The sequence below is a fragment of the Alkalibacter rhizosphaerae genome (assembly GCF_017352215.1).
GTDB classification, from domain to species: domain Bacteria; phylum Bacillota; class Clostridia; order Eubacteriales; family Alkalibacteraceae; genus Alkalibacter; species Alkalibacter rhizosphaerae.
This window is the reverse complement of the sequence record NZ_CP071444.1, coordinates 2349065-2375144: the sequence shown is the minus strand read 5'-3', so window position 1 is coordinate 2375144 and position 26080 is coordinate 2349065. Positions and strand designations below refer to the sequence as shown.

At 42.6% G+C, this 26080-nt stretch carries 30 protein-coding genes, 1 tRNA gene and 2 riboswitches; of the genes, 12 read left to right on the top strand and 19 right to left on the bottom strand.

What is annotated here, in order from left to right:
- The first annotated feature begins 32 nt into the window (after positions 1 to 32).
- A complete protein-coding gene (gene trkA / locus J0B03_RS11760) occupies positions 33 to 1430 on the top strand; it encodes a Trk system potassium transporter TrkA (protein WP_207301060.1) in 1398 nt (465 codons plus the stop codon).
- On the top strand, positions 1381 to 2826 hold the full coding sequence (locus J0B03_RS11755; RefSeq protein WP_207299785.1) for a TrkH family potassium uptake protein: 1446 nt from the start codon (positions 1381 to 1383) through the stop codon (positions 2824 to 2826). Before trkA ends, J0B03_RS11755 begins: the two co-directional genes overlap by 50 nt.
- A 79-nt stretch (positions 2827 to 2905) precedes the next feature.
- Here the strand turns inward: J0B03_RS11755 and ehuA are convergent, their stop codons facing one another.
- From ehuA to J0B03_RS11725, 6 genes are all read right to left on the bottom strand, one after another.
- Complete coding sequence (gene ehuA, locus J0B03_RS11750) at positions 2906 to 3697, bottom strand: ectoine/hydroxyectoine ABC transporter ATP-binding protein EhuA (RefSeq protein ID WP_309485106.1); 792 nt, start codon at positions 3695 to 3697, stop codon at positions 2906 to 2908.
- Between the two features lie 18 nt (positions 3698 to 3715).
- On the bottom strand, positions 3716 to 4366 hold the full coding sequence (ehuD, locus tag J0B03_RS11745; protein ID WP_207299784.1) for an ectoine/hydroxyectoine ABC transporter permease subunit EhuD: 651 nt from the start codon (positions 4364 to 4366) through the stop codon (positions 3716 to 3718).
- A gap of 1 nt (position 4367) precedes the next feature.
- On the bottom strand, positions 4368 to 5021 hold the full coding sequence (ehuC, locus tag J0B03_RS11740) for an ectoine/hydroxyectoine ABC transporter permease subunit EhuC (RefSeq protein WP_207299783.1): 654 nt from the start codon (positions 5019 to 5021) through the stop codon (positions 4368 to 4370).
- A gap of 21 nt (positions 5022 to 5042) precedes the next feature.
- Positions 5043 to 5909 (bottom strand): ectoine/hydroxyectoine ABC transporter substrate-binding protein EhuB, encoded by an 867-nt coding sequence (ehuB, locus tag J0B03_RS11735; RefSeq protein ID WP_207301058.1) that lies wholly within the window; start codon positions 5907 to 5909, stop codon positions 5043 to 5045.
- Between the two features lie 227 nt (positions 5910 to 6136).
- A riboswitch (cyclic di-AMP (ydaO/yuaA leader) is annotated at positions 6137 to 6278 on the bottom strand.
- A gap of 99 nt (positions 6279 to 6377) precedes the next feature.
- A complete protein-coding gene (ehuB, locus tag J0B03_RS11730) occupies positions 6378 to 7259 on the bottom strand; it encodes an ectoine/hydroxyectoine ABC transporter substrate-binding protein EhuB (RefSeq protein WP_207299782.1) in 882 nt (293 codons plus the stop codon).
- A gap of 191 nt (positions 7260 to 7450) precedes the next feature.
- Positions 7451 to 7592, bottom strand: a riboswitch (cyclic di-AMP (ydaO/yuaA leader).
- Positions 7593 to 7640: 48 nt separating this feature from the next.
- Positions 7641 to 8720, bottom strand: a complete 1080-nt coding sequence (locus tag J0B03_RS11725) for a polysaccharide deacetylase family protein (protein ID WP_246798136.1) — start codon at positions 8718 to 8720, stop codon at positions 7641 to 7643.
- A gap of 156 nt (positions 8721 to 8876) precedes the next feature.
- Between J0B03_RS11725 and J0B03_RS11720 the strand changes: the two genes are divergently transcribed.
- On the top strand, positions 8877 to 9584 hold the full coding sequence (locus J0B03_RS11720) for a cytochrome c biogenesis CcdA family protein (RefSeq protein WP_207299781.1): 708 nt from the start codon (positions 8877 to 8879) through the stop codon (positions 9582 to 9584).
- A gap of 18 nt (positions 9585 to 9602) precedes the next feature.
- Positions 9603 to 10202, top strand: a complete 600-nt coding sequence (locus tag J0B03_RS11715; RefSeq protein WP_207299780.1) for a redoxin domain-containing protein — start codon at positions 9603 to 9605, stop codon at positions 10200 to 10202.
- A 326-nt stretch (positions 10203 to 10528) separates the two neighbouring features.
- Here the strand turns inward: J0B03_RS11715 and J0B03_RS11710 are convergent, their stop codons facing one another.
- A complete protein-coding gene (locus tag J0B03_RS11710) occupies positions 10529 to 11314 on the bottom strand; it encodes a nitroreductase family protein (protein WP_207299779.1) in 786 nt (261 codons plus the stop codon).
- Positions 11315 to 11435: 121 nt separating this feature from the next.
- On the opposite strand from J0B03_RS11710, the gene J0B03_RS11705 reads away from it, so the two are divergent.
- Positions 11436 to 11511, top strand: a tRNA-Ala gene (locus J0B03_RS11705).
- Between the two features lie 154 nt (positions 11512 to 11665).
- Here the strand turns inward: J0B03_RS11705 and J0B03_RS11700 are convergent.
- Both J0B03_RS11700 and J0B03_RS11695 read right to left on the bottom strand, forming a co-directional pair.
- On the bottom strand, positions 11666 to 12187 hold the full coding sequence (locus J0B03_RS11700; protein WP_207299778.1) for a DUF6125 family protein: 522 nt from the start codon (positions 12185 to 12187) through the stop codon (positions 11666 to 11668).
- 42 nt (positions 12188 to 12229) lie between these two features.
- Complete coding sequence (locus tag J0B03_RS11695; protein WP_207299777.1) at positions 12230 to 12856, bottom strand: pentapeptide repeat-containing protein; 627 nt, start codon at positions 12854 to 12856, stop codon at positions 12230 to 12232.
- A gap of 511 nt (positions 12857 to 13367) precedes the next feature.
- On the opposite strand from J0B03_RS11695, the gene J0B03_RS11690 reads away from it, so the two are divergent.
- From J0B03_RS11690 to J0B03_RS11680, 4 genes are read left to right on the top strand one after another with little or no spacing between them, the layout of a single operon-like run.
- The gene (locus J0B03_RS11690) at positions 13368 to 14207 is read left to right on the top strand and encodes a class II fructose-bisphosphate aldolase (protein WP_207299776.1); all 840 of its coding nucleotides are present in this window, start codon (positions 13368 to 13370) and stop codon (positions 14205 to 14207) included.
- A gap of 16 nt (positions 14208 to 14223) precedes the next feature.
- Entirely contained in the window at positions 14224 to 14910 is a 687-nt protein-coding gene (locus J0B03_RS11685) for a triose-phosphate isomerase (RefSeq protein ID WP_207299775.1), read from the top strand.
- A 22-nt stretch (positions 14911 to 14932) separates the two neighbouring features.
- A complete protein-coding gene (locus J0B03_RS12410) occupies positions 14933 to 15094 on the top strand; it encodes a YjbQ family protein (RefSeq protein WP_309485105.1) in 162 nt (53 codons plus the stop codon).
- Positions 15081 to 15455 (top strand): YjbQ family protein, encoded by a 375-nt coding sequence (locus J0B03_RS11680; RefSeq protein WP_309485104.1) that lies wholly within the window; start codon positions 15081 to 15083, stop codon positions 15453 to 15455. Before J0B03_RS12410 ends, J0B03_RS11680 begins: the two co-directional genes overlap by 14 nt.
- A gap of 82 nt (positions 15456 to 15537) precedes the next feature.
- Here J0B03_RS11680 and J0B03_RS11675 read toward each other — a convergent pair whose 3' ends face one another.
- The 6 genes from J0B03_RS11675 to J0B03_RS11650 all read right to left on the bottom strand — a co-directional run bounded on the left by J0B03_RS11675 (position 15538) and on the right by J0B03_RS11650 (position 20770).
- Complete coding sequence (locus J0B03_RS11675; protein WP_207299774.1) at positions 15538 to 16098, bottom strand: PadR family transcriptional regulator; 561 nt, start codon at positions 16096 to 16098, stop codon at positions 15538 to 15540.
- A 74-nt stretch (positions 16099 to 16172) separates the two neighbouring features.
- Positions 16173 to 18122 carry an oxidoreductase gene (locus J0B03_RS11670; protein WP_207299773.1) on the bottom strand — a complete coding sequence of 650 codons (1950 nt, stop codon included), beginning with the start codon at positions 18120 to 18122 and terminating at the stop codon, positions 16173 to 16175.
- Between the two features lie 157 nt (positions 18123 to 18279).
- Entirely contained in the window at positions 18280 to 18459 is a 180-nt protein-coding gene (locus J0B03_RS11665; RefSeq protein WP_207299772.1) for a hypothetical protein, read from the bottom strand.
- 146 nt (positions 18460 to 18605) lie between these two features.
- Positions 18606 to 19385, bottom strand: coding sequence for a TspO-related membrane protein (locus tag J0B03_RS11660; RefSeq protein ID WP_207299771.1), 780 nt, complete (start codon positions 19383 to 19385; stop codon positions 18606 to 18608).
- 20 nt (positions 19386 to 19405) lie between these two features.
- On the bottom strand, positions 19406 to 19819 hold the full coding sequence (locus J0B03_RS11655) for a MarR family winged helix-turn-helix transcriptional regulator (RefSeq protein WP_207299770.1): 414 nt from the start codon (positions 19817 to 19819) through the stop codon (positions 19406 to 19408).
- 63 nt (positions 19820 to 19882) lie between these two features.
- The gene (locus tag J0B03_RS11650) at positions 19883 to 20770 is read right to left on the bottom strand and encodes a DMT family transporter (protein WP_207299769.1); all 888 of its coding nucleotides are present in this window, start codon (positions 20768 to 20770) and stop codon (positions 19883 to 19885) included.
- Between the two features lie 119 nt (positions 20771 to 20889).
- Between J0B03_RS11650 and J0B03_RS11645 the strand changes: the two genes are divergently transcribed.
- Positions 20890 to 21792 carry a LysR family transcriptional regulator gene (locus J0B03_RS11645; RefSeq protein WP_207299768.1) on the top strand — a complete coding sequence of 301 codons (903 nt, stop codon included), beginning with the start codon at positions 20890 to 20892 and terminating at the stop codon, positions 21790 to 21792.
- A 244-nt stretch (positions 21793 to 22036) separates the two neighbouring features.
- On the opposite strand, the gene J0B03_RS11640 is transcribed toward J0B03_RS11645, so the two are convergent.
- Positions 22037 to 22357, bottom strand: coding sequence for a putative heavy metal-binding protein (locus tag J0B03_RS11640; RefSeq protein WP_207299767.1), 321 nt, complete (start codon positions 22355 to 22357; stop codon positions 22037 to 22039).
- A 115-nt stretch (positions 22358 to 22472) separates the two neighbouring features.
- The gene (locus J0B03_RS11635) at positions 22473 to 23057 is read right to left on the bottom strand and encodes a helix-turn-helix domain-containing protein (RefSeq protein WP_207299766.1); all 585 of its coding nucleotides are present in this window, start codon (positions 23055 to 23057) and stop codon (positions 22473 to 22475) included.
- A gap of 162 nt (positions 23058 to 23219) precedes the next feature.
- Between J0B03_RS11635 and J0B03_RS11630 the strand changes: the two genes are divergently transcribed.
- Together J0B03_RS11630 and J0B03_RS11625 are read left to right on the top strand one after the other, a co-directional pair.
- Complete coding sequence (locus J0B03_RS11630; protein ID WP_207299765.1) at positions 23220 to 23747, top strand: YbaK/EbsC family protein; 528 nt, start codon at positions 23220 to 23222, stop codon at positions 23745 to 23747.
- Positions 23731 to 24282 carry a nitroreductase family protein gene (locus tag J0B03_RS11625; RefSeq protein ID WP_207299764.1) on the top strand — a complete coding sequence of 184 codons (552 nt, stop codon included), beginning with the start codon at positions 23731 to 23733 and terminating at the stop codon, positions 24280 to 24282. Before J0B03_RS11630 ends, J0B03_RS11625 begins: the two co-directional genes overlap by 17 nt.
- Positions 24283 to 24299: 17 nt before the next feature.
- On the opposite strand, the gene J0B03_RS11620 is transcribed toward J0B03_RS11625, so the two are convergent.
- Together J0B03_RS11620 and J0B03_RS11615 are read right to left on the bottom strand one after the other, a co-directional pair.
- On the bottom strand, positions 24300 to 24932 hold the full coding sequence (locus J0B03_RS11620; RefSeq protein ID WP_207299763.1) for a DUF47 domain-containing protein: 633 nt from the start codon (positions 24930 to 24932) through the stop codon (positions 24300 to 24302).
- 12 nt (positions 24933 to 24944) lie between these two features.
- Positions 24945 to 26000, bottom strand: a complete 1056-nt coding sequence (locus J0B03_RS11615) for an inorganic phosphate transporter (protein WP_207299762.1) — start codon at positions 25998 to 26000, stop codon at positions 24945 to 24947.
- Between the last annotated feature and the right edge of the window lie 80 nt (positions 26001 to 26080).

Here is a 26080-nt window from a genome sequence, read left to right as displayed (position 1 = left end):
ACTAGTAAATTGGAGGTAGTTCCTTGAAAGTAATGATTGTTGGTGGCGGTAAACTTGGAGTTCGACTGGCTGCTACGATGAACAACGAAAAAATGGATGTGACGCTGGTGGACAGCAACCAAAGCGTCATTGATAAAGTAAATGAGCATCTGGATGTGTTGACGGTGGTTGCCAGTGGGATCAACGTGTCTGTTTTAAAAGATCTGAATATCGATAAATTCGACTTGTTGGTCGCTTGTACGGACAATGACGCTACCAATTCTATTATCTGCACCTTTTCGAAAAAATTAGGGTGCAAAAAAACCATCGCACGGATCCGAGACCCAGAATACATGGAACAACTTGATTTCATTCGGGACGAACTGGGCATCGACTTGATCATCAATCCCGATTTAGCAACAGCAAATACCATCGCAAAATATCTTCTAAAGAATGTCATCTTTTACGCAGGCGAGTTTGCCAGTGGACGTGTAAAAATGTTTGACTTTTCCATTGGTCACTTGAAGGATTTTGTCGGAAAACGAGTTGCAGAACTGAATGGATTGGATGATCTGTTGATCACGGCCATCTCCAGGGAAGGCAACTTGATCATACCTGACGGTTCTACCATATTGGAGCCGGATGATGTCATTTATGTACTGGGAATGTTTGAAAATATTGAGATCCTGAGCAGACGGTTCAAACTTCGAGGAAGTGAAAAAAAAGTCGAAAATACCATGATCCTTGGCGGAGGGCACGTTGGTTACTATCTAGCCAAAGAATTGGCAAAATCCAAGATCAATGTGACACTGATCGAGCAGGATCCAAAAAAAGTGCAAAATCTGGCTGAACTTTTGGACCATGTATTGGTGATCGAGGGAGATGGTACGGATTTAACCCTATTAGAAGAGGAAAACATCGAAAAAATGGATGCATTCATCGGCGTTACGGGTTTTGATGAGCAAAACCTTCTGATGGCCCTAATGGCCAAACAAGCGGGTGTAAATAAAACCATCGCAAAAGTCAGCCGACAAAATTATACCCATGTCATCGATAAATTGGCCATCGATGTTGCAATCAACCCTATCAACATCACCGCCAGCAATATTTTAAAGTTCGTACGCGGCGGAAAAGTTGCCTCTGTTTCCCTATTGTTGGGTGGCAAAGGTGAAGTAACAGAAATTATTGCCACTCCGGATATGCCTTATATCGGCAAACCGATCTATAAGCTGCATCTTCCAAAAGGGGTCATTATAGGAACCGTCATCAGAGATAAAGAAATCATCATCCCAAACGGAAATACGATCATTGAAGCGAATGACCGTTTGGTCGTATTTACGCTGGCAGAAAATATCGACAGTTTGAAACAGTTGTTCAAACGCGGCAAAGGAGGAATATTAGGTGAATTATGGAATCGTAGTAAAAATCCTGGGTTCGATTCTGATTATTGATTCATTCTTTTTAGTTCCGCCATTGCTTATTGCCTTGATCCAAAACGAGCGTTCAACTACAGCTTTTGCCGTCACTCTAGCAGTAACTTTGATTGCCGGTTTTCTCATGTCGAGAATCAGAATAAAAAACAAAGAAATAAAGGCAAAGGAAGGCTTGGCCATCGTTACCTTCGGATGGCTGGCCATTTCCATTTCCGGGGCATTTCCCTTTTATCTGGGTGGAAGTGTACCAACCTACATAGATGCCTTGTTTGAGACCATTTCCGGCTTTACGACCACAGGCGCATCCATCATCTCCAACGTGGAAGTTTTGGATAAGAGTATCCAGTTTTGGCGCTCTTTTACCCATTGGATCGGAGGAATGGGTATCCTGGTATTCACCATCGCATTATTGCCGGCGATCGGAATGGGCAGCTTTCATCTTTTCAAGGCAGAGAGCCCCGGACCAATGGCAGGAAAAATTGCACCTCGCATCAAAGATACAGCTCGATTTTTGTATATTTCTTACATTTCCCTCACGCTCTTGGAGATCATATTTTTACGGTTGGGCGGCTTGTCCTTTTTTGATTCCGCCGTCTACACTTTTGGAACAGTAGGAACTGGTGGTTTTGGAGTTTACAACGACAGCGTAGCGGGATTCAGTTCCTATATCCACTTTGTCATCGGCATTTTTATGGTATTGTCGGGAATCAACTTCTCCCTACATTTTTATCTGTACACCAGACGATTCAAGGAGATCGTAGAAGATACGGAACTGCGCAATTATCTGCGGTTTATTTTGTTTTCTACGGTACTGATCATGCTGAACCTGTTTTTCACCAAATACGGAAATCTGTTCGTTAGTTTTCGGGATTCTTTTTTTCAGGTAAGCTCCATTATGACAACAACGGGATACTCCACAGCAGATTTTGACTTGTGGCCTACTTTCAGCAAGTTGATCCTCTTTGTTTTAATGTTCGTTGGAGGCAGCGCCGGTTCCACCGGCGGTGGTATAAAAGTGATCCGAATCGTCGTATTGATGAAATTGATCAAACGAGAGGTTTCCAAGATCTTTCATCCACGTGCCTACGCACCGGTAAAATTGGGCCGAAAAGCCATATCAAATGACATCGTCGCCAGAGTAAACAGTTTTGTTGCGCTTCACGTCATCGTCTTTATTCTCGGGTCTTTACTGATTTCACTGGAAGGGGTGGATTTTTTAACGGCTATTTCATCCGTTGCCGCAACCCTCAACAATATCGGACCTGGGTTTGAGATGGTTGGACCTACTACCAACTTTGCCTTCTTTTCAGGACCTTCCAAGTTGCTTTTATCTTTTCTTATGCTTCTAGGACGGCTCGAACTTTTTACCGTACTGGCACTGCTGGTTCCCGGCAGTTGGACGAAGGAAAGTTGATCGATGCATACACAAAAGGGGCAAGACCATATGCGGTCTTGCCTTTTTTTACATTACTATCTTTTTTCTTTCTCTAAACTTATCCAATTCCACCGTTTGTAAACCGACTCAAGAAAGATTGTAGTCGATCCGTTTCCGGATTATTGAACAATTCTTTTGGTGGTCCTTGTTCCAAAATGATTCCTTCATCAAAGAACACCACTCGATCTGCAATATCCATTGCAAAATCCATCTCATGGGTAATGAGAAGCATCCCCATTTTACCTTCCAGTGCAATTTCTTTGATGACATCCAACACCTCGCCAACCAACTCCGGGTCCAATGCAGATGTTGGTTCATCAAAAATCATGATCTTCGGTCGCATGACCAACGCTCTTGCAATGGCCACCCTCTGTTTTTGACCACCGGACAACTGGGCTGGATACGTATCCACCTTGTCGATGAGCCCTACCTTTTCCAGCATCTCTTCCGCATCTTTTTTAGCTTCTGACTTTTTCAATCCCAACACACTCATGGGAGCTTCCATTATATTCTCCAACACGGTCATGTGGGGAAACAAATGAAAGTGCTGAAATACCATTCCGATATTTCCCCGAACTTCGTGGAGATGTTTTTCACTGGCACGCTGCAACTTTCCATTGACCTCTTCGTGCCACAAGAGTTTTCCATCCACTTCAATGGTTCCTTCCGTGGGCTCCTCTAATGTCATCAACAATCTCGCTAACGTGGTCTTTCCAGATCCACTGGGTCCGATCAATGCTACTTTCTCTCCCTCATGGATACCCAGGTTGATTCCTTTCAATACTTCCAGGTCTCCATAAGACTTGTGTATGTCATTATATTTTACCAATATGTTTTCTTTCATGATCATTATATAAACCTCCTCAACTTACCTTCTATTCAATATGACGTCCAACCGCTGGATCAGCAAGGACGACGGATAACTCAACACCAAAAACAAGATCCCTACAATGGTGAACGCTTCCAAATAACGAAACGACCTGGATCCGATGATCTTTGCCGTTTGCAAAATTTCCACCAATGTAATGGCAGACAGCAACGGTGTTTCTTTAAACATGGTCAGAAGATAATTCCCAAGCACCGGGATCACCGGTGGTATGGCTTGAGGAATAATAATTTTACGCCAAACTTGACCTTTTTTAAAGTTTAGTGCCGTTCCAACTTCCCATTGTCCTTGTGGTACTGCATCGATTCCGCTTCGATACACCTCGGACAAGTATGTGCTGTAATGCAATCCCAAACCAATGACTCCTGCCGCAAATGGACTTAAAGACAAACCAAATTCAGGAAAGACATAAAAAATAAAATACAGTTGCACCAACAAGGGTGTGTTTCGAATGAACTCAATAAACCCCTGGGTCCCTTTCGATATGATGACCTTGTCTGAACGTCTCATCATGGTCAGGAATAATCCTAAGACCAAAGCAAGGACAAAACCTGCGAAGGTAGCGCTTATGGTTATTCGAAGGGCAGATGCGATTTCCGGAAAAACTTCTACTGCAAAATTCCAATCCCACATATTAATACCTCCCTACCTTCATCTTCTTCTCCAAGGCTTCCACACCTCTTGTCAACGGCCACGCAATCAAATAATACATGGCCAACAATATGACAAAAATCGTTGTGGTTTGCATGGTGGATGCATTAAGTACATTGGCACGGTATGTTAGATCACCCAAGGTGATCAAAGACACCAAAGCTGTACCCTTTAAAATCTCGATTTGAAGGTTCCCAAATCCAGGCAACATTTGAACAAATGCCTGAGGCAGAATAATTCTCCACATTCTTCGTCTCGGTGTAAGATTCAAAGCGATGGATGCCTCCGTTTGTCCTACGGGAATGGAATTGATGGAACTACGAACCACTTCGGATCCGTAGGCCCCTCCATTCAAGCCAAGTGCCAGTATTCCAGCCATCATGGCTGACAGTCGAATGCCTATGATGGGCAATGCGAAGTAGATCCAGAAAAGCTGGACCAATAAAGAAGTCCCACGGATCACTTCTGCATAAACGGTAGCTACTACGCGTACTATTTTGTATTTTGACAATCTGCCAAATCCAGCGGCAAAGGATAGAAAAAAAGCCAATACGATCCCAAAGAAAGCAACAGTTACAGTTACTCTTAAACCACTTAGCAGTGATGTAATCAATTCAATAATGCTCACAGCATTCACTTCCTTTCCGTCTATTGGTTCCTATTGAACCAGGTCTTCTACGGTAACGTCACCAGGAAGTTCTGCTTCCGTAAACCCAAATGGTTCGATGATCTCCAAAAGCTCTCCACTTTCCTGAAGTTTGTTGAGTTCTGCATTAAACGCATCAACAAAATCTTGATCTTCTTTTCTAAATGCAGTTGCTCCATAACCCACGACACTTTCACCATCGATGACCGGTTGTGTGAAGTCCACGACACGCTCGATGTCATCATCATTTGCAGTATCCAAAGTTGCCTGCAAAGATGGTCCTGTTGCTGTGATCACCTCTGCTCTGCCAGCCTGCAGTGCAGATAAGGCCGAAGGCATGTCAGGAACAGTAATGATTCGATCTTCGGGAACTCCCACTTTTATCAGATATTCATACTCGATGGCTCCACCCGGCACGGCAACTCGTGCTGAATCATGAGCTGCAATATCTTCATAACTTTTGATGTTCAAAGGATTTCCTGCTGTAACAGCGATCGCTTCACCGACGCGATACTCCGGATTGGCAAAACTTACTTCCTGTGCACGATCCGGCGTGATAAACATTCCTGCCGTGATCATGTCGAATCGCTTCGCATTCAATCCGGGAATCAACGATCCAAACTCTGTCAATTCACCGTTGAGTTCTTCGATCCCCAAATTGTTTAATACCGCTCTCGCTACTTCCACAGCTTCTCCAGTAAGCTTACCATCTGCTGTTTCATAAGCATATGGTTTTTCGTTAGCAAATCCGATCGTCACAGATCCTTCGTTCTGGGCTCTTTCCAATGTAGACTCCCCACTGGATGCTCCACATCCTGCAAAAGCCAATGTCACCGTCAAGACGATGGCAGCCAAAATTAACCTTTTCTTTAATTTCATATTCATTTCTTCCTCCTTGGATGTCATGCTCAAATTCCCATTGGCTAAAAACGCCTTTTGTCATTTCTTGACAAAGAAAAAAGGCCCTGTTTAATGAATGAAATTTTCATTAAATAAAGCCCAAAAGAATTCTAAAACACCTGCGATTACCCAACTTACAATTGAGTTGAAACATATTACCAACCAAAGCATTGCCCAACGGCACTGCTAAACTTCATTAATAGCAATACATATGTCACACGCGCTTACGAGGTTAGCTGACGGATTAGGACTGTTGACTGTCCTACGCACTTGTGCGATTCACCCCTTAGGCTTTATGCCAACTTGGTTCCCCCGTTTTCCTTTTGGGAAATTAAGCAATTTAATACTTACTTACTTGCTAATTATTATATCATAATTCCTTGAATTCGTCAAAACTATTTTCATTTATGCGCAATTATCCTCCTGCAATTTCGCTTCTGCGTTTATTTACTTCTCATTGAGCAGATCTTCTGCCATTACATCTCCTGGCAGTTCATTTTCTGTAAATCCAAATGGTTCGATGATCTCCAACAGTTCTCCCGACTCTTTGATCTTTGCAAGTTCTTCATTAAAGGCATCTACAAAATCCTGATCGCCCTTTCTAAAAGCCGCTGCGCCGTATCCTACTGCACTCTTTCCTTCAATTATAGGCTGTGTAAAATCTTCTACTCTCTCCAAATCCGGATCATTGGCTGATTTCAGTGCACCATCAATGGTTGGGCTGGTAGCATTCCAAACATCAGCGCGACCGGTTTTCAATGCGGAGATGGCGGATGCAACATCCGGAACATTGACGATCCGTTCTTGTGGCATGCCGGACTTGAGCAGGTAATCATTCTCGATGACTCCGCTTAAAACGACCACTTTTGCTGTTTCATGATTTACGATGTCCTCGTAACTTTGAATGTCCAAGGGATTTCCGCTTTGTACTGCCAATGCTTCACCTACAGAAAAATCAGGATCTGCAAAAAGGACTTGCTCCCCTCTTTCCGGGGTGATATACATTCCTGCAGTAATAATATCGAATCGTTCTGCATTAAGCCCTGGAATCAGAGAACCAAATTCGGTCAAAACTCCTCGCATTTCGTCGATCCCCATATTTTTCAAAACAGCTCTTGCCACTTCCACGGCCTGGCCTGTCAATTCTCCTTCCGAATTTTCATAGGCATAGGGATCTTCATTATGAAATCCTACCGTAACATACCCTTCCCGGAGTGCTTTATCCAAAGTTGTTTCGTTTCCAGTGGTTCCACAACCGGAAACTGCAACCAGCATAGTCAAAATAATTCCTGCAATGATCCACTTTCTTGTTGTCTTTTTCTTTTTCATTTCATCATCCTCCAAACTTTTTGTAACCCAGCAAAATTTGTTTCCCGATCAGATGACTGGAGCGATCGAAAAAGGATCAAAAAATCAGCAACAAAAAAGGACTGTATCCCATCCTCACAGATTCAGGGATATAGCCCAAAAGAATACAAAAAACACTTGTGCACAAAATATCTAATATAACGCAAATAAAACATTCATGTCACACGCGCTTACGAGGTTAGCTGACGGATTCGGACTGTTGACTGTCCTACGCACTTGTGCGATTCACCCCTTAGGCTTTATGCCAACTTGGTTCCCCCGTTTTCCTTTTGGGAAATTAAGCAAAATTCACTAGGTTCAAACATGTTTAGCATTATACAGGGTGAAAATACTTTTGTCAAATCACTGCAAGTCGTTTTCTTTGATCAAAGCATCTACCGTAATCCCGTATCGTGTGGCGATGGCATATAAAGTATCTCCCTTGACGACCGTATAACGAAGCACACCGTCTGGCTTTGGCAACATGGCATTTACCGTTGTCAAAGTATACCCTTGGTCACGCAGCCCTTCAATGATCAAAGGCAAAGCTTCCACTGTATGGTACCCGCCCACATGCATCAGGATGATCCCACCGACGGAGGCATTGTCCAATACTCTGCTTATCAAATAATCTGTTGTCACCTTTGTGCCGCGAATCTCTTCAGCCCAATCGTGGCTGTCCACCGTCCACATCACTGTGTAAGGATACCCCAATTCTCCCAGGATTCGAAGCATTCTCCCATCATATTCTCCAAAAGGAGGACGGAACAAATAAGGACTGGCGCCAACGGTTTCTTTCAATATTTTGGTGGTATCCACCAATTCTTTTCGAATCTGCGCTTCCGTCATGGTTGTCATGTGCCCGTGGGTCAAAGAATGATTTTCTACAACATGACCCTGCTGAATGATCTTTCTTGCCAAATCAGGATGATCTTTTGCCCATAATCCTCGTAGAAAAAAAGTAGATCGCACATTGTAGTCTTTCAATACTTTCAATAAATCGTCTGTTTGATCGTAAAGCCATCCTGCATCAAATGTCAGTGCGATGCGTTTCTGGGAAGAAGTGCTGATCCCATCCCGAACGACTCGGGAATCCCCGGAAGATTCACTTTGGCCTGGTATGATCAGGACTTGCCCCGGATAAATCACCGGAGTAGACGGTTCCGGTTCTGGTTCCGGCTCTGGCTCTGGCTCTGGCTCTGGTTCCGGTTCTGGCTCCGGTTCTGGTTCCGGTTCTGGTTCTGGTTCTGGCTCTGGCTCTGGTTCTGGCTCCGGTTCTGGTTCCGGTTCTGGTTCTGGTTCCGGTTCTGGTTCCGGTTCCGGTTCTGGTTCCGGTTCCGGTTCAAACAAGCCGCATGCAGCAAAAGCCATCAAAACCATGCATAACACGAGAAAAACAACGATAACTCGAAATCTCTTTGATTTGATTACTTTTCTTTTCATGGATACCACTCTCCCAACAGTATCTTGCACCTCTATTATAACCCTCTTTTACCAAACTTAATGCATACTTAAGAGATAGAAAAAACAATTTTACAATTTGTATATATTATAATATCATTATATACTAACGTAATTATAAAACGATGAGGTGTCACAATGAATCAAGTAAATTTTCTTCTGGCTTTTTCCGGAGGATTGCTGTCCTTTTTATCTCCCTGTGTATTGCCGTTGGTTCCCGGGTATATAGGTTACATTGCGGGAACTGCAGTAGATGGCCAAAATACCAGACAGCAAAAAACTGGTTTAATGGTTAGATCTTTGCTTTTTGTGTTGGGTTTCAGCACGGTTTTTGTTTTACTGGGGGCTTCCGTCACAGCATTAAGCCAGGTTCTGTTTGCCAACAAAGTATTGTTTCAACGAATTGGTGGCCTGATCATCATAATTATGGGGATCCATTTAACAGGATTGATCAAGTGGAAAGGTTTGTATCGGGAAAAAAGACTGCTAAACAGTTTGGGGAAAAGCCGAAAAATCGGTCCTTATTTTATAGGAATGGCTTTTGCAGCTGGTTGGACACCCTGTATTGGACCTATCCTTTCGTCTATTTTGATTTTAGCAAGCAATATGGATACAGTGGGCACAGGAATCGCTCTTTTACTATTTTACTCATTGGGTATGGCCGTTCCTTTTCTATTGGTGGCCGCGCTGATCGAAAAATTCACGGAATATTTTCGACGTTTTTCCAGGTACATGAAATATGTATCCATCATCAGCGGCGTTTTGCTTATTTTTATGGGTATTTTGATTTTTACAGATAAAATAGGTGTCATTGGCAGCTATTTGGACTTTATTGATTATTTTTAACGGAAGGAAGGATAAAACATGAAAAAAAATAGAACCACATATATTATTATCATACTTTTGGTCATTATGGCCATCGCCATTGGATATGCGCTTATGAATCAAGACGAAAATACGGATTTGTCAAACAACGATTCCGAAAGCGAGGATGTGGGAAACGAAAACGATCTGCCGGACAATGATAAAAACGATGTAGAAGAACCGGAAGAACTGATCCCTGCGCCGGATTTCACGCTTACGGATCTCGACGGAAATACCGTTCGTTTGTCGGATTACAATGGTAAATATGTGTTCTTGAATTTTTGGGCCAGTTGGTGTGGTCCATGCAAAGAAGAAATGCCTGACATGGAACGGATCCATCAAAAATACAAGGATGAACTTGTGATCCTTGCTGTTAACCTTGGTGATGCCAAAAATACAGCCCAGGGATTTGCTGAGGATTACGGATTGACTTTTCAAATCCTGCTGGATGAAAAACGAGATATCGGTTCCCTCTATCGCGTCAATGGGATCCCTACTTCCTATTTTATCGATCAGAACGGAAATTTTGTTTCCGGTTTTATGGGAACGCTGACCTATGACATGATGGAACAAGCCATATCCGATTTAAGAAATCCCTGAACCCAACAAAAAAGTCTTAAGGGGCAGTCCTTCAATTTAATGGAGGCTGCCCCTTAAGACATTGATTCATTAGTCATCCAAGTTTCCTTTCTATGGCTAATGGATTTTTACAAAGCGTTTCATCGGTTTTCCATCACCAAAACCCGCATCGATCCTTTGGTTACTCCTCCACATCCAACGTTGTGGAATGGACAAGACTTACTTGAGTCGCTGCTTCTTAATGATTTTGGGAACTGCTTCGGTTTGCCGTTTACTTTACTTTGTACAAATATTATACCACGTGATATATTGTATGTAAAGCATATTTTATAATATTTCTATGTGTTTTAACTTTCTACAACAAATGTATACAAATAGACCCAGTTGGTCAAAGTTGCTTGTTCATCAACGACCCATTTTCCTTTGATTCCATGTTCAAGAGCTCGCTCCTCAAAATGTCGCATGGCCACTCCCATATCCAAATAGCGAAGTGAAGTGGATACATCCACCAGATAAAAATGGACCCTGTGTTCGTCCCAAATGACTCGAACCGGTTGTCGGTTCATGGCAGACGGTGCCCAGCGAACACCCTCAAGAATCTCTTTCTGGAATTCTTCCTCGATTTCGGTAAGTGCTCCGGTAAAAAAGAAGTCGTTAAAATCTTTTCTCTTTCTTTTTGTTTTGCTGATGATCAAATCTCGTACACTTCGGCCTTCTTCTTCGTATCCCACTGCCAGGATTGCCGGGATGGTTTTTTCAAAACTTTTGTCCATCTCCATAGCTTCGATTATGCTTTGTTTGGAAAAGGATCCGCCCAGCCAACAGGTTCCTATACCGATGTCCACCAAGCGCAATGCAATTTTTTCCAACAAATAACCATAATCAATATATGCGTACTTTTCTTCATTCACCCATGCAACAATAGCCCCATACCGCCCTCTTAAAAAACCATAAGTGACGATTTTTCGTGTATTTTGGTCCAAATTTTCTGCGATGAATTCGAACTTCATCCTGCGACCACTCGGTCCTACCTGTTCCTCATCCAAAATGTGCAATATTTCCGATATGGTATCCGCATCCAAAAATCTGCTTTTATAATTACGAACCGACTTTCTTCGATCGATCGAATCCATTTTTCTCCCCCCTAATTCTGTATATCTATTATTTATACCGTTTGTTGCTTTTTCTAAACAATTTGATTTTAAGTATGGATTTTTTTTTATTCCTGTGTTATATTATTTAAGTACTTGTTGTGGGGGTATAGCGCAGTTGGGAGCGCGCCTGACTGGCAGTCAGGAGGTCAGGGGTTCAAGTCCCCTTATCTCCACCATTGAATAATCACCACCTGTTGATGACTTGGTCATTCTCAGGTGGTTTTTTCTATTTTCTGACGAATGCATGACGGTACTCTAAACCAACCTCAAGCCGACTTTAATCAACGTCACTAAATACAATAACAGGCCATATATTACGGCTAATCTTTACTACTGATCCACCTGAAGTGTAAATTTCCAGGAGCAGTTGCAGGTGTCATCGGTTATTTCAGGGTAACAGCTTAGAGCCTCGCAAGCAAACCGATCATCGATTGTTTTGGCGAAATAACTGTATTCAATAATGCCTACAGACTTGCATGGGTGAAATTCCATCCCTTTACGCTTTCTTGCATTTTGAACACGACAGTCTAACGTTTTGTAAATCAGTACATTATCTTCGATTATGATCTCATCTTCATTGATATTGGCATACATTCTGAAGGCTAAGGCCTTTTTTAATCCATCTATGCCCGCTTTCTCTGGCAAATTTAAAAAAACTTTGATTCTTTTGGCTTCAATGACAGTGAAATCTTTCCAAGCATTTTGATCATGTTCGACGGCTTCATCCATTCCAAATTTTTTCTCAATGGACTGAAACCAAACACCATCCATGGCCAACCAGTTCTTTGCATATATATCGATCAGTTTCAATAGATCTTTTTTTTCCAATTGACTGATCGTTTTGTTAGACATACAGCACCTCCAGAATGTGTCGTTTTTTTCAAATTTCCGGGTTCACCAAATCACTTTGATTCCAAGCTTTCCTACGATTTCTGCTGCCTGAAACATATTGATCGTTGCATCTTTTAACTCTGGAAACCCTTCCGAAAGTAAAATCCCTTCAATATTGGAAGTGGACAAATCCAGCCCTTTCAGTTTGGTCTTATAAAAATCAGCAGAACTAAAGTTGACTTCGGATATGCTTGTTTTTTTGAATTTTACTTCTGATAAAAAGGCCTCTTGAAACTGACAATCCCGAATTTGGCAGTTTTCAAAGACCCCACGAGCAAAGTTGGAATATCTCATGGTGGTGTTCTCCATCGCAACAATCTTGAAATGGCTCTCACTGAAATCTCCGCCATCACCCTTTGTTCCTTTGATCATAACTTGGTTCCAATAAGAATCGAGAAATTTGCAGTTGGAAAAGTTGCAGTCTTCAAATTCTACACTGCGAAAACTGGATTTCATAAAATTGCACCTTTCAAATCGGCACTGGTAAAACCTTACATGTTCAAAGTCTATGGATGACATATCCAATTCAAAATGGCGTTCATTTGCGAAAGTTTCCAACTCGATCAGGTTTTCTCCATCAACCTTTGCTGCATCCACCTTGCTTTTTAACATCCCATCTTCTTTGGTCATTTGATCCCCTCCTATCTATCAATCTCTTTCCAGTCTACAGCAGCAGGTATAGAACTTTCAAAAAAAATGTAGCATCTGAGTCTCTATAAAGAGAGTATCGATTCATTGGTTGAAAATATCAGGATTCAGACTTCTGTCGAACCATTCAATTATACCATTGAATGCCGACTTGATTCCACATCCTAACAATTTGCTTTGATGTATGATATCACAGGTTCTAGCTCACCAACAATAATATTTGATGCAAAAATCGATTCGTTGTAAAAGCTTCGTCAACTCAAGCAATTCGTCACCTGATTACAGAATGGTGTGTATTCTTGCCTGTGTTGATAATTTGATGCAATTTTGATTCTCATTTTACCGTAAGTCATCTAGTGATTTGATCTATAAAAAGGGATTTATGACTAATCTAATATTATAAGGGGTATAAGAAGGTAAGTTCAGCTTTGCATTGTCGGGAGTTCGCAATGTTGAGTGACATCGTTTTGTGATATCGATCGGAGGTTTTATTATGTTAACAAATTCAAAAATCTTATTATTGGAAGCAAAAAAGAAAGGTTTTGCAATTCCAGCCACAAATTTCATTGATTTGGATTCAGCCCGAACGTTCGTCAATACTGCGCAAGAGAGAGGATTACCTTTAATATTACCATTTGCCCAATCTCATGAATCCATTATTTCTCTTGATGAAGCGGCGGTTATCGGAAAATTATTGGCTAAAAGGGTTTCCGTCCCCATTGTCCTTCATTTGGATCATGGAGAAGATATGGATTTTATTTTCAAGGCTATTGAACTAGGTTTTACTTCTGTCATGATCGATGCGTCTCAAGAATCTTTTGAAGCGAATATAGAAAAGACTGAAAAAGTAGTCGAATACGCACACAAATATAATGTGTCTGTAGAGGCAGAATTAGGACACGTCGGCGCGAATGATACCTCTGAATCCGAAACGTTGACGAAATCAGTTTATACGGAAGTGGACGATGTTGTGGAGTTTGTGAGCAGAACGAATGTAGATTCTCTTGCCATCTCAATTGGTACTGCACACGGAGTATACAAGGGCTCTCCTAAATTGAATTTTCAACGTTTACGAGAAATAGCTCTTGTCGTGGATATACCTTTGGTCCTACACGGCGGCTCTTCTACAGGAGATGCTAACCTTAAAAAGTGTGCGATTTCCGGTATATCAAAAATCAATATATACACCGATTTTATAAATGGAGCATTTGATGAAATAAAAGAAAATGTCCCCGGTGGTTATATTGAATTGAAACAACTGGCAAACAGGGGCATGTATAAAGTATTGAATCATTATTTTGATGTTTTTCAAACACAACCAGTCAAATTGTAATTGGGAGAGGATAAACATGTCGAAAAAAGAAATCAAAACACCATTTTTTGTATTTAATCCAAAGTCATATTTGTATGGGGAAGAATTGTTGGATTTAGCGAAAAAAGCGGATGAACTGGCAAAAAAATATCCTATTTCAATTTTTGTTACGGCTCCCTACCCAGATTTAGCAGCAATCGCTGATGCGACAGAAAACATTATCGTTACCGCACAACATATTGATGGCATTGAGCCTGGACGAGGCATGGGGGCCGTATTACCAGAATCCGTCTATCATGCAGGAGCCAGGGCAACGTTTTTAAATCATGCTGAACGACCTTTGACATTTGCAGATTTAATAAAATCCGTAGAACGTGCAACCGAATTGGATCTATTGACTATTGTTTGCGCCGATTCGTTAAAGGAAGCGAAAGCATTAGCAACACTGAATCCGGATATTATTTTATGTGAGCCAACTGAATTGATCGGGACCGGAGAAACTAGCGATGCGTCCTATATAAAAGTTACAAATCACACCGTAAAAAAGGTCAGTGAAACAACTCTTGTGATGCAAGGTGCAGGAATTAGTACGGCTGAGGATGTTTATCGCACCATCTCGCTTGGAGCAGACGGCACGGGCGGTACCAGTGGAATTGTGGAAGCTGAAAATCCAACCCAAATGTTGGCCGAAATGGTAGAAGCTGCTTTCAATGCCTGCCAATGATGATGATTTAGGAGGACCCAAATTGACTGTATATAAAAAAAATATTGATGTTGCATCTCACGGAAAGACCCCCACGTATGTAAACATTACGGAAGAAGTAAAAGAAGCAATACTGGAAAGTGGAATAATGAATGGGATCTGCGTAGTTATTTCCCCTCATACAACATGCGGTGTTTTTTTTTGAAGAATATGTTCACGATATAGATGAAAATGGTAATGAATCTCTGCAAGTCGATTTAAACAATGTTCTCGAAAAGATCATTCCCAATCATAATAGCGCTGAAACATATGTCTATCCTGGAGAAGAACACTACGCGGTGGTGGAATCTTGGCCGAATGCCAAGGACTACTTGCCCGATGGAGACCGTAAAGCATTGTGGAACGGCGATGCTCACCTTAAAGCTACGTTAGTGGGTTCCAGCGAGGTATTTGATGTAGACCAAGGAAAACTGGATGCCGGAAACACGGGTAGTGTTTATTTTGCAGATTTTGATCGTACTCGTCCTCGACAAAGAAAATGTAAAATTATAATAATTGGCGATTGAAAAAAGAGTACCGAAACCGGTACTCTATAAAAATGCAAACATGGAAAAACGAGCAGTCCCATTGAAAAGGACTGCTCGCATTCTACTTCTTTAAAATACCACATTGCATCTCTTCAATGCATTCTTTCAGCCATTGGATATACGTTTGTTCTCTCATGACAGCACCTTTCAACACGATATAATCTCCGTATTTGGTAGTACCGATTTTAACCCATCCTTTGGTAAAAGGGTGGTGATCCATGGTATTCTTCAATTTTTTTAATTTTTCTTCCCGTTGCTCCAGCTGATACTCAAAGTGATCGATCATTTGATCCAGTTCCATGGCTTCGATGAAATAGGTCTTCAATCGGAAGATATCTTTTGGCGTCGGTTCCAGAAGGTCCTTTTCCAGGATCCACGCCGCAAAATCCTTTTGACCTTGCTGTGTGATGGAGTACAACTTTTTTTCCATTCTTTCACCCTGGATGATTGTTTCATAAGTAATTAGACCTTCATCCGTCAATTTTTTCAGCTCCGGATAGATTTGGCTGTGTCTTGCATACCAAAAGTTTACCAGGTCCAAGTTGAAGTCTTTCATCAAATCATATCCGGTCATGGATCGACGATTGAGCAATCCTAATATGGCATATTTTAGCGTTCTCACTGGAGACCTCCTATATTCTAGTAATCTCCTCTAGTGTACACCAGCAAGACTTGAAGAATCAAACGAATCTTTCATCAAATATCCATGGCCGCGTGGTGACCTTGGTAAATTGCTTGAGTAATGTCTGCAACTTTCACACAGTCCCCTACTTGAGATATCACCGGAGCACAATCCAGCAATTCTGACACCACATTTCTCCGAGATTTTTGCCCCAAAGCGCAAATGATCGTCTTACCTGGAACCAGTATTTCTTTCCCATCCTTATTTACACAGATGACACCATCTTCCGTGATTCGAATGCCCTTGTGTTCCTTCAACACTTGGATTTTCAAATCTTCGATCTCCTTTAACAAGATGGGACGGTGACGAATGTTTGCATCGGGTGCCAGCTCAAGACCCATTTCCACCAAATGAACTTTTTTCCCTTCACGGGCCAAGTGTATGGCTGCTTCCGAACCTGCCAGTCCTCCACCGAGTACAACGACTTCTTCGGCAACCTTGTTCTGGTGCAAGTGATAGTCGTTGACGATGATGACATTGTCTCCATCCAAACCGGGGATCGGCGGCAACATCGGCTCCGAACCGACGGCTATGACAAGTACATCCGCTTTTTCCTGATCTGCAACCTCTTTGTTTACTTCCGTATTCAGGCGGATATCCACTCCAGCATCGGTTACCAGTTTGGCCAAAGTTACACCCAGCTTGTACATCTCATATTTAAAAGGTATGGCTTGTTCTCCGATCAGGATCCCACCCAACTGGGAGGATTTTTCACAGAGTACCACATCATGGCCTCGTTGGGCGGCCGTTAGCGCCGCTTTCAAACCGGCCGGTCCTCCACCGGCAACCAGTACTTTTTTCTTGACAGGAGCCGGGGTGATTTCCATGCCTTCCAACTCTCTGCCGATATACGGGTTGATGGAACATCTTCGGGTAGATGTAACGACACGTTCTGCCATGCAAACAAAACATCTCATACAGTGGAGGATGTCTTCCTCCCTGTTGGTTACTACTTTCTTGGGAAGTTCATGGTCCGCCAACAAGGCACGAGCCATCTCAACAACGTCGGCTTTCCCGGATGCGATGATCTCTTCCATCATGTCCGGATCATTGAGTCCGCCAACAGTGGCTACTGGAATTTTTACGTGCTTTTTCATTTCTGCAGCAAGATAAACATTGCTTCCGTGGGGCTTGAACATGGACGGATGAGTATCGCTGAATCCTCTTTGGTAGGTTCCTGCAGATACATGAAGCAAATCGATTTGGGGCTCCAATATTTTTGCGATACGAACGCCTTCCTCCAGATCGTATCCACCGTCGAAGAGCTCTGACCCGCTCATGCGAAACTCGATGGGAAATCCAGGACCAACTGCTTGGCGTACTCTTGCCAGAACTTCTTGTGCAAAGCGAACACGATTTTCCAAAGATCCACCGTATTGATCTTTTCGGTGATTAAAATAGGGTGACAAAAATTGATTCACCAGCCAACCATGACCTCCGTGGACCATGATCATCTCAAAACCGGCTCTTTTTGCTGCTTCTGCACACTTTCCATAAGCTTCCACAATGTCGTCGATGAGTTCCTGGGTCAATTCTTTCACTTCCAGGCCATCCGGCCGAACCGTGGCACTGGGACCCCATTGGGCCAATCCCTGTTTTTTGTCTTTGTCCGTCAAATAAGTACCTGCATATTGGCCTGAGTGGGAAAGTTCCACACTGGCAATGGCCCCATGCCTTCGGATCGCATCGGCTGTATAGGTAAAGCTTGATAATGAGCCTACGGTTTTCAAGTCCAAATGAAACATGTGAGAACCTTCTGTTTCCGGATGTACCACCACTTCACTAACGGTCACAGCACCTGCACCGCCTTTTGCCCTCAACTCATAAAAAGCAGTGGTTTTGGGGCCAATGGTACAATCTGCAGTAATATCCGTTCCTCCCATTGGTGCTGAAAACATGCGATTCCGAAATACAACATTTCCGATTTGGATGGGCTTGCTAAGATTTGGATACTTTCTTTCCATGAACGATCTCTCCCTTTAAAGAATTTGTTTATTAATTATCAAACAATTACTGTAATTATATTCACAAATTCCAAACATGTCAATAGTGACATGTTTGTTTTCAAAAAAAAAGTACCGACTGTTCGCACAAGTCTGTACTTCTTTTGTTTCCGTCTTGTCAACTGTTGCCATCGTTTGCTTTACTTCGTGATGGAACCGCCGCGTTTGGTGCTTTTAAACCCTTTGGTGGATCTTCCCCCACTTTTTCTGATACCCCATTGGCTTTACCTTGTTGTGCACTCTTGTTCTTTTTCTCATAGATCAGTTTTTTCATTTTATCTATGGTTTTCTCGTCCATGGTTTGCGCCTCTTTCCATTCACTGCGTGATCATTTCTACTTCATCTCTATTATACGCCACCTGGAATATCTGTCCATTCTTTTTGCAAGTGGCATGCCCAATCGCTCTTTCCAAGAATCGACACACCGTAATTCATGACGATCATTCAACGACCTAATAGCTCAAATCGATTCCGGTAAAGCTGTATGGCGGATAGACCGATCAACACCGCCATGCCTGCAAGGGCCACGGTTTGTACCAAGGGATAAGCTCCATTGAATCCTTCCGGCATGCTTAAAAATTGATAGATCCCGAAGTAGGCCCAAGCAACGGGCAATGGAAATACTGCATTTCGGAGTTTCAGCAATACTGCAAAAACCAAAACTATCGCTACGATCAAAATGATGACGGCCCATGTCTCTTGTGAAATACCAAACCCGTTCCACTCCAATTTTACCAATGCCGCCGCCGTGTTGACTACTGTGGCGATAAAAAGCCAGCCGGTATAAAAACCAAAGGTCAATGGCAGCAACCACCGCTTCTTTTCCTGGATCTTCAGCAGTTTTCGACCGAGCAAGGCCAAACTGATTACAAAAGCAAAAATGAACAAAAGACTGAGTTCTACCAATACGTAAGAAAAAGAAACGATCCACAAAATATTTAATATGCATGATATTCGAAACAAGCCGGTGATCTCATCTACAGCTTGCTGATAATAAGAATCATTTTTCTTTACGATCATAGCTATAATTGAAATGATGATCAGGGAATAGATCACACTCCAAATACTGAACGTTGCCGGTCCTGGAGTGATCAACGTCAAATACATATCAGAAATTTCCTTTTGCGAAAGTCCGTTGATGATTCCCAAGGCACCCAAGGTGTTGATTGCTAAAGTAACCGCTAAAAACAATGCATTGATCCACGCTTTTTTTGTTCTGTCCATACTGTTCTCCTCCATTAAGTTTAAAATTCGTTCATCAAATTTTTCGTGATCGTTTTTGTAACTTTTTGAAACGAAATCAACTCTTCTTCGGTCACATCTTGAAAACAAGCGGATTCCCAGTCTTTCATCACATCATGCAACAAGGGAAGCAGTTTTGATCCCTTGCTGGTAAGACGACAGACTTTGTTCCTGTGGTCATTTGCATCCAACTCTCTGTGGATCTGTTTCTTTTTTTCCATGCCTTGCAAGATCTTAGTCACATTGGCCTTGTCTGTCTGCAAAAAAGGAACCAACCTTGTCTGACTGATACCGGGTATTTGTTCCAAAACCAATAGAACAACCATCTCATGCCAATCCATATTGAGCGATTGGAGCTTCTCGTCCAACATTTGTTTCCCATATTTATTGAAGACACTGATATCACATATAAACAAAGATCCACCTCCTCTTCGTTGTATAATACAATTGTATAATACAACAGTTTGTTTGGCAACCATTCAATAGGTCTCTGCATCTGAGATCCTCTTTTCTCTTCGATAAAGTTCGCTGAACAATCCACCGCCGATGATAAACACCGCTCCTAGCCCCTGGATCCATGTCAGTCGTTCTTGTAGCAAAAGTGCAGAGAAAAGCAACGCAGAAAGCGGTTCCAAATATCCTATGATGGATACGAAGGACGCAGTCAACCAGTTGATGGAGGAAAAATAGAGATAACAACCAACTCCCGTATTGACAAAACCCAAGAAGACCAAGGGTGCCAGGTTTCCTGCTTCTACTGGCTCTACAGTCCCTGCTTTCCATAGCAAAAACACTGCTACCGTCACAAAACTGAAGAACAGTTGAATCACGACATTTTCAAGCCCTACAATCGTCGTGGCTTTTTTGTTGAAAATGACCATAAAAGCATACATCAACGCAGAGAACAGTCCAAACACCAGACCTGAATTTAATCCCTTGCTCACAACATCCATGCCGTTGGTCAGCAAAAGTCCTACCAAGGCACCCGTAAGTCCAACCACTTTTCCCCATGTCATTTTTTCTTGAAAGAGAATGGGAGACAAACCCATCACGATCACAGGACCGCAGTAGTAAGTCAAGGATGCCATGCCGACCCCCATCTGTACGTAAGCCTCGTAAAGAAACATCCAACTAGCTCCCATAGCAATGCCTGATAGAATCACAAAACTAAAATGTTTTCCTTCTTTTTTGCTCTTAAAAACCCCTGTTTTTCTTGTTATCAAAAAAATCGACAGTAGAAATGCACTGCCGATCAATGTCCGCCAAAAGACGATTTCATAACTATTCATGTAAATTTTACTCGCTACGATGCCATTAGTTCCAAACAAGATCAAAGCCATGACGTATTTGATATATGCGGCTTGCATAGTTTTCCTCCTAACCTTGACTATTTCGCATTCTTAGTTTATCATGGTCTTATAAATTACAAAAACAAATTATTTGCATATTTTATATTTGATTTTGTAATGATTGGAGGGGACTCAACTTGGAAACAAACATTCAAAAATTTCTTGCTTTCGTCAAAACTGTGGAATATGGGAGTTTCACTAAAGCGGGTGAGGTTTTAAACTATTCTCAATCAGGAATCAGTCGTATGATCCGTGATTTGGAACAAGATTGGAACCTTTCCCTGTTGGAACGGGATCGGACCGGGGTTCGATTGACCTCCGACGGAATGAGTCTTTTGCCCTACGCTCAGAAGCTTTGTCAAGAATTTGAAAAATTAAAATCTCATGTAGATGAATTAAACGGTGTCCAAACCGGATTGATCCGAATCGGTACTTTTTCCAGCGTCGCCACTCACTGGCTTCCCAACATCATCAAGGAATTTCAAAAAACATATCCTGGGATCGACTACGAACTGCTATTGGGCGATTACACGGAAATCGAGAATTGGATCCTGGAGGGCCGGGTCGACTGCGGGTTTCTCCGACTTCCGACTCATCCGGATCTGGAGACGATCTTCCTGGAAAAAGACAACCTCCTGGTCATTCTACAAGAGACCCATCCATTGGCCCATTGCCGGCAATTTCCCGTCGGCGCTTTGGGTGATTACCCTTTCATGCTATTGGAAAAGGGAGCGAAGGCAGAAATTTCCTACATTTTTGAGCGTCACGGCATGACCCCCAAGGCACACTTTACGACGTGGGACGACTATGCAATCATGTCCATGGTGGAGAGCGGTCTGGGGATCAGCATCCTACCCCAACTGATCCTTCAGCGCATACCATATCGAATTGTGACAAAGGAATTGGACGTGCCCGCTTATCGAAATATCGGACTCGCCTTACGAGATAAGAAAACTGCATCCACTGCAGTAAAACGCTTTATTGAATATTTGGATTTCCGACATCCAGAAGGCTCCGGAAACGATCTATCATCTGTTTAGAAATGGGGAAACAATTTCGTCATCGGTCTACTCGCGGGCATGTACCTCGGCGGCAATTTCTTTACCACATTTGAGTTTGCCGGTGTCCTCGGTTATGAAGCTGTTGGAAAGTTGGGATCCATGGCAGGTAGTATCCTCGGAGCGTCCTTGGTGGTTCATTGGGCTAGAAATTTGGCAAAGAAAAATAACAATGGATAACGACAAAAAAGCCGCTGCAAGGACAGTTCCATTGCAACGGCTTTCTTTATTCGACTATTACCGCCGTGCCAGAGGCAGTCACCATCAGCATGTTTCCACCCTGGCCCAGGGTTTCATAATCGATGTCCACGCCAACGACGGCATTTGCTCCCATGGAATAGGCTCTTTTTTCCATTTCTCCCAAAGCTTCTTCCCTGGCTTTGATCAATTCACCTTCGTACGACCCCGATCGTCCACCAAAAAAGTTGGTCAATCCTGCCGCAAAATCCTTGATGAAATCTACACCGGAGATCACTTCTCCAAAAACGATCCCTTTGTATTCCACGATTTTTTTCCCATCCACATGGGGGGTGGTTGTTACGATCATGTGCTTCCCTCTTTTCTCTTATTAATATCTTGATTATAACAAACTCTATACAAAATACAACCATTTCAAAAACAGCCCTCCCATCCTGTTCTATTGGATGAAAAAGCTGTTTTGATTAAACATACTGATGATAAAGACCGTCCTGGGTACTATACCAATACAAAACGCCGCGACTCAACTTTGGAATTCTTGTAGATAAATTCCACTCCGGATATAATTTTCGAAGGAGAAGCGTATCTCCGTTTAAAAAAGCAACAAAGGCAATGTGGTTGTTCTTGGACATTTCATGATCAGAGCTGATATAATAATCCCCTTCCAAGATAGCCACCGATAATTTTTCTTCTTCTCTTGCTTTTTTTGATTCAAGTGACATCAATTTTCTTCCGCAGCAAGAAATGGATGCTTCTTCAGTAGATGTTAGAATGTTTCCACATTCGCCACAAACGTAAAATTTCAATCTTTTCATATTTCCTCCCATGGACTCATTGGGGTTCAATTCCCCAGACAAGATGGTGGCTGGATCGATACCGAGTATGTTTCCCAACAAAGGAAGCAATGATGCATCCGGGCATCCGACTCCCCGTTCCCATTTTGAAACAGCTTTATCGCTGACAAAAATGCCATCTGCCAGTTGTTGCTGGGTCATACCCAATTCCAAGCGCAATGTTTTTATTAAATTCCCGGTTTTTATCGGATCCATAAATTCCACCTCGTTTTTCATTATAGGCTTGTCGACAGGAACAATCAATAAACGCTCCGTTTACCTTGCCAATGGATATGCACATTTCAGGCGACGAAATTATCGTTTTGTGGTACCATATTCAATGTACCACAAGAATGGACGGAACGGGAGGAAAACAGCTTGAGTTTGGAGAAAGTTCGAACCTATTTTAAGTCGGAAGGAATGAATCATCTCATACGGGAGTTTCCTACTTCCAGCGCCACGGTAGTTTTGGCTGCAAAGGCTCTGGAGTGTGAAGAACGCCGCATCGCCAAAACCTTGTCTTTCCAAGTTGATAAAAAATCGATACTCATCGTCACCGCTGGCGATGCCAAAGTCGACAACGGCAAATACAAAGCCTTTTTTGGTGTCAAAGCAAAGATGATCCCTCCATCGGAAACCAAGGCCCGGATCGGGTTTGATATTGGCGGCATTTGTCCCTTTGCAGTCAATGACGGGGTTTCCATCTATCTGGATGTATCCTTGCAACGATTTGACACCGTTTTTCCTGCCTGCGGCAGCAGCAACAGTGCCATCGAGCTCACCATATCCCAATTGGAACATCACGCCAAACCCATTGACTGGATCGATGTATGTAAAGGGTGGCTTGACGAAAACAATGATTATAATTTAAGGATGGAGGAGAATCCATATGAATCGAACATTTGAATATGAAATCATGCCTGAAATAAAGGAACGATGGTCGCCAAGGGCGTTTAGCCAAGATGCGGTATCGGAAACCGATCTATTTGCGTTATTGGAAGCGGCACGCTATGCTCCTTCCTGCAACAATGAACAACCTTGGCGCTTTATCGTAGCCCAGGAAGGCGATCGCCTGCAACGAATGAGAAGCATCTTGAATGACGGAAACCGTCGTTGGGCCATCCAAGCCCCTGTGTTGATTTTGATCTTATCAAAAAAGAACTTTGAGAGTAACGGAAAGGAAAACCATTGGAGCATGTTCGATGCAGGAACAGCATGGGGATACCTTTCCCTGGAAGCCCAACGCAGAGGTCTCTATACCCATGCCATGGGTGGTTACAATCGAAATCTGGCCCGCTCTCTGTTTTCCATTCCTGATGATTACCAAATCATTACGGTAGTCGCAGTTGGAAAACCTGGCGATAAGTGGAAGTTGGATGAAGATCTCTTGGATCGGGAAAAACCCAATGTCCGAAAAAATTTGGAAGACCTCTTTCTTTAGAGGTCTTCCCTGTTATGTTAAAGGTTTTTCATGACGACTTTTTCGACTCCATTGGTCACTCTTTTACAATATAGATAACAGTTGCGCATTGCTTTATATATTTCGGTATATTCATAAGCTGTTTGAGGATCCGCCTCCGCCTGATACAACTCTGCCACCGTCACTTTATAAAGCTTTTCCCCTTCTGATTTGATTCGATTGACTTTTCCGATATGTTCGAAAACATCATTGTTTTTTTTGTATTTTTGCATTGCTACCAGGCACTTGTTCATCTCGATGGATGCATCCCTGATCATTCTGGTAAAGATCAGCGCTTCTTTGGTTACCTGTGTTATATGATACGTGTAATAGGAAACCAACACCTCTTCGATAGCATCGGTAACATCATCGATCTTGTGAGACAAATCGATGATGTCCTCTTTATCGATGGGTGGTAGAAACTCATCGATCAACTTGACCAGCATCTGTTTTTTCTCCAAATCTGCAGATTTTTCGATGTCATGCATGGTCCGAACCTGCTCTTCTAAAGACACTTGATCAAAATGGGACAACACTTGGTCCAAATACTTTGCTGCATCCACCGTATATTTGGAGAAGCGGTCAAAAAATACGATGTAATCAAATTTCGCTTCTTTATTGAATAATTTCATGAAACAACCCCCTTAAGTAAAAATATATAGAAACAACTTTGCCATGAGATAACCCAACAACCCGCATCCGGGAAATGTCAAAATCCATGCATATGCCATGTTTTTTACAACACTCCAATTGATGCTTCCCATCCGTACTGCCATTCCTGATCCCATTATAGCTGTTGTTTTTGTGTGGGTGGTACTGACGGGAAAACCAAACATAGATGACAGCAACAAGGTGATCGAAGCTGCAAAGTCTGCGGAAAAACCTTGATATGGTTGCAGTTTCACCATATCCAAACCAACGGTTTTAATAATTCGAACACCACCTACAGATGTGCCAAATGCCATGATCAAAGAACATAGTAAAACGATCCACAAAGGTACCGCAAAATTCGTTTGCCCCGCCTCTCCTTGGGACAAAAATACACCAAGCATGAAAACACCCAGAAACTTCTGACCGTCTTGTGCGCCATGCATGAATGCCATGGCCCCCGATCCTAGGATCTGCGCTTTTTTGAACATTGACGTCAGTTTTCGCTGTTTGCCGGCCCTAAAAACAATTCGTATGGCAGTCGTAAAAAGATATCCCAGTCCCATGCCAAAAGACAAGGAGAAAACCAAACCATAAATGATCTTTATCCATTCAGTGCCATTGATTCCACCTAACCCATTTTGGAGAGCGATGGCCGCACCAGAAATTCCTGCAATCAGTGCATGACTTTCGCTGGTTGGAAATCCAAGTCTCCAGGCAAGGGTCGCCCAAGTGACGATGGCCACCATGGCCGCACAAAGCGCAATCAACGCATGCCTGGCATCTCCGCCAAAGTCCACCATCCGATATATAGTTTGAGCTACCGTTGAATTGATCAGCATCATTAAAAAAACACCAAAAAAGTTCAGAATGGCAGCCATAACGATGGCCTTGCGAATCGACAATGATCTTGTAGTGATGCAGGTTGCTATGGCATTGGGAGCATCGGTCCATCCATTGACCAAAAAAACACCCAACGTCAGCATCACCGTCACAAATAATTCCGGCCGATCCAACATTTGCTGCAGAAAACCATAAATGGTCACATCCATAATGTTCCTCCCAAAGCGTTTCATTATCACATTTCAAATGTACTAGTCGTGCCTTTTCCATTGTTTATTCCCATAACTTC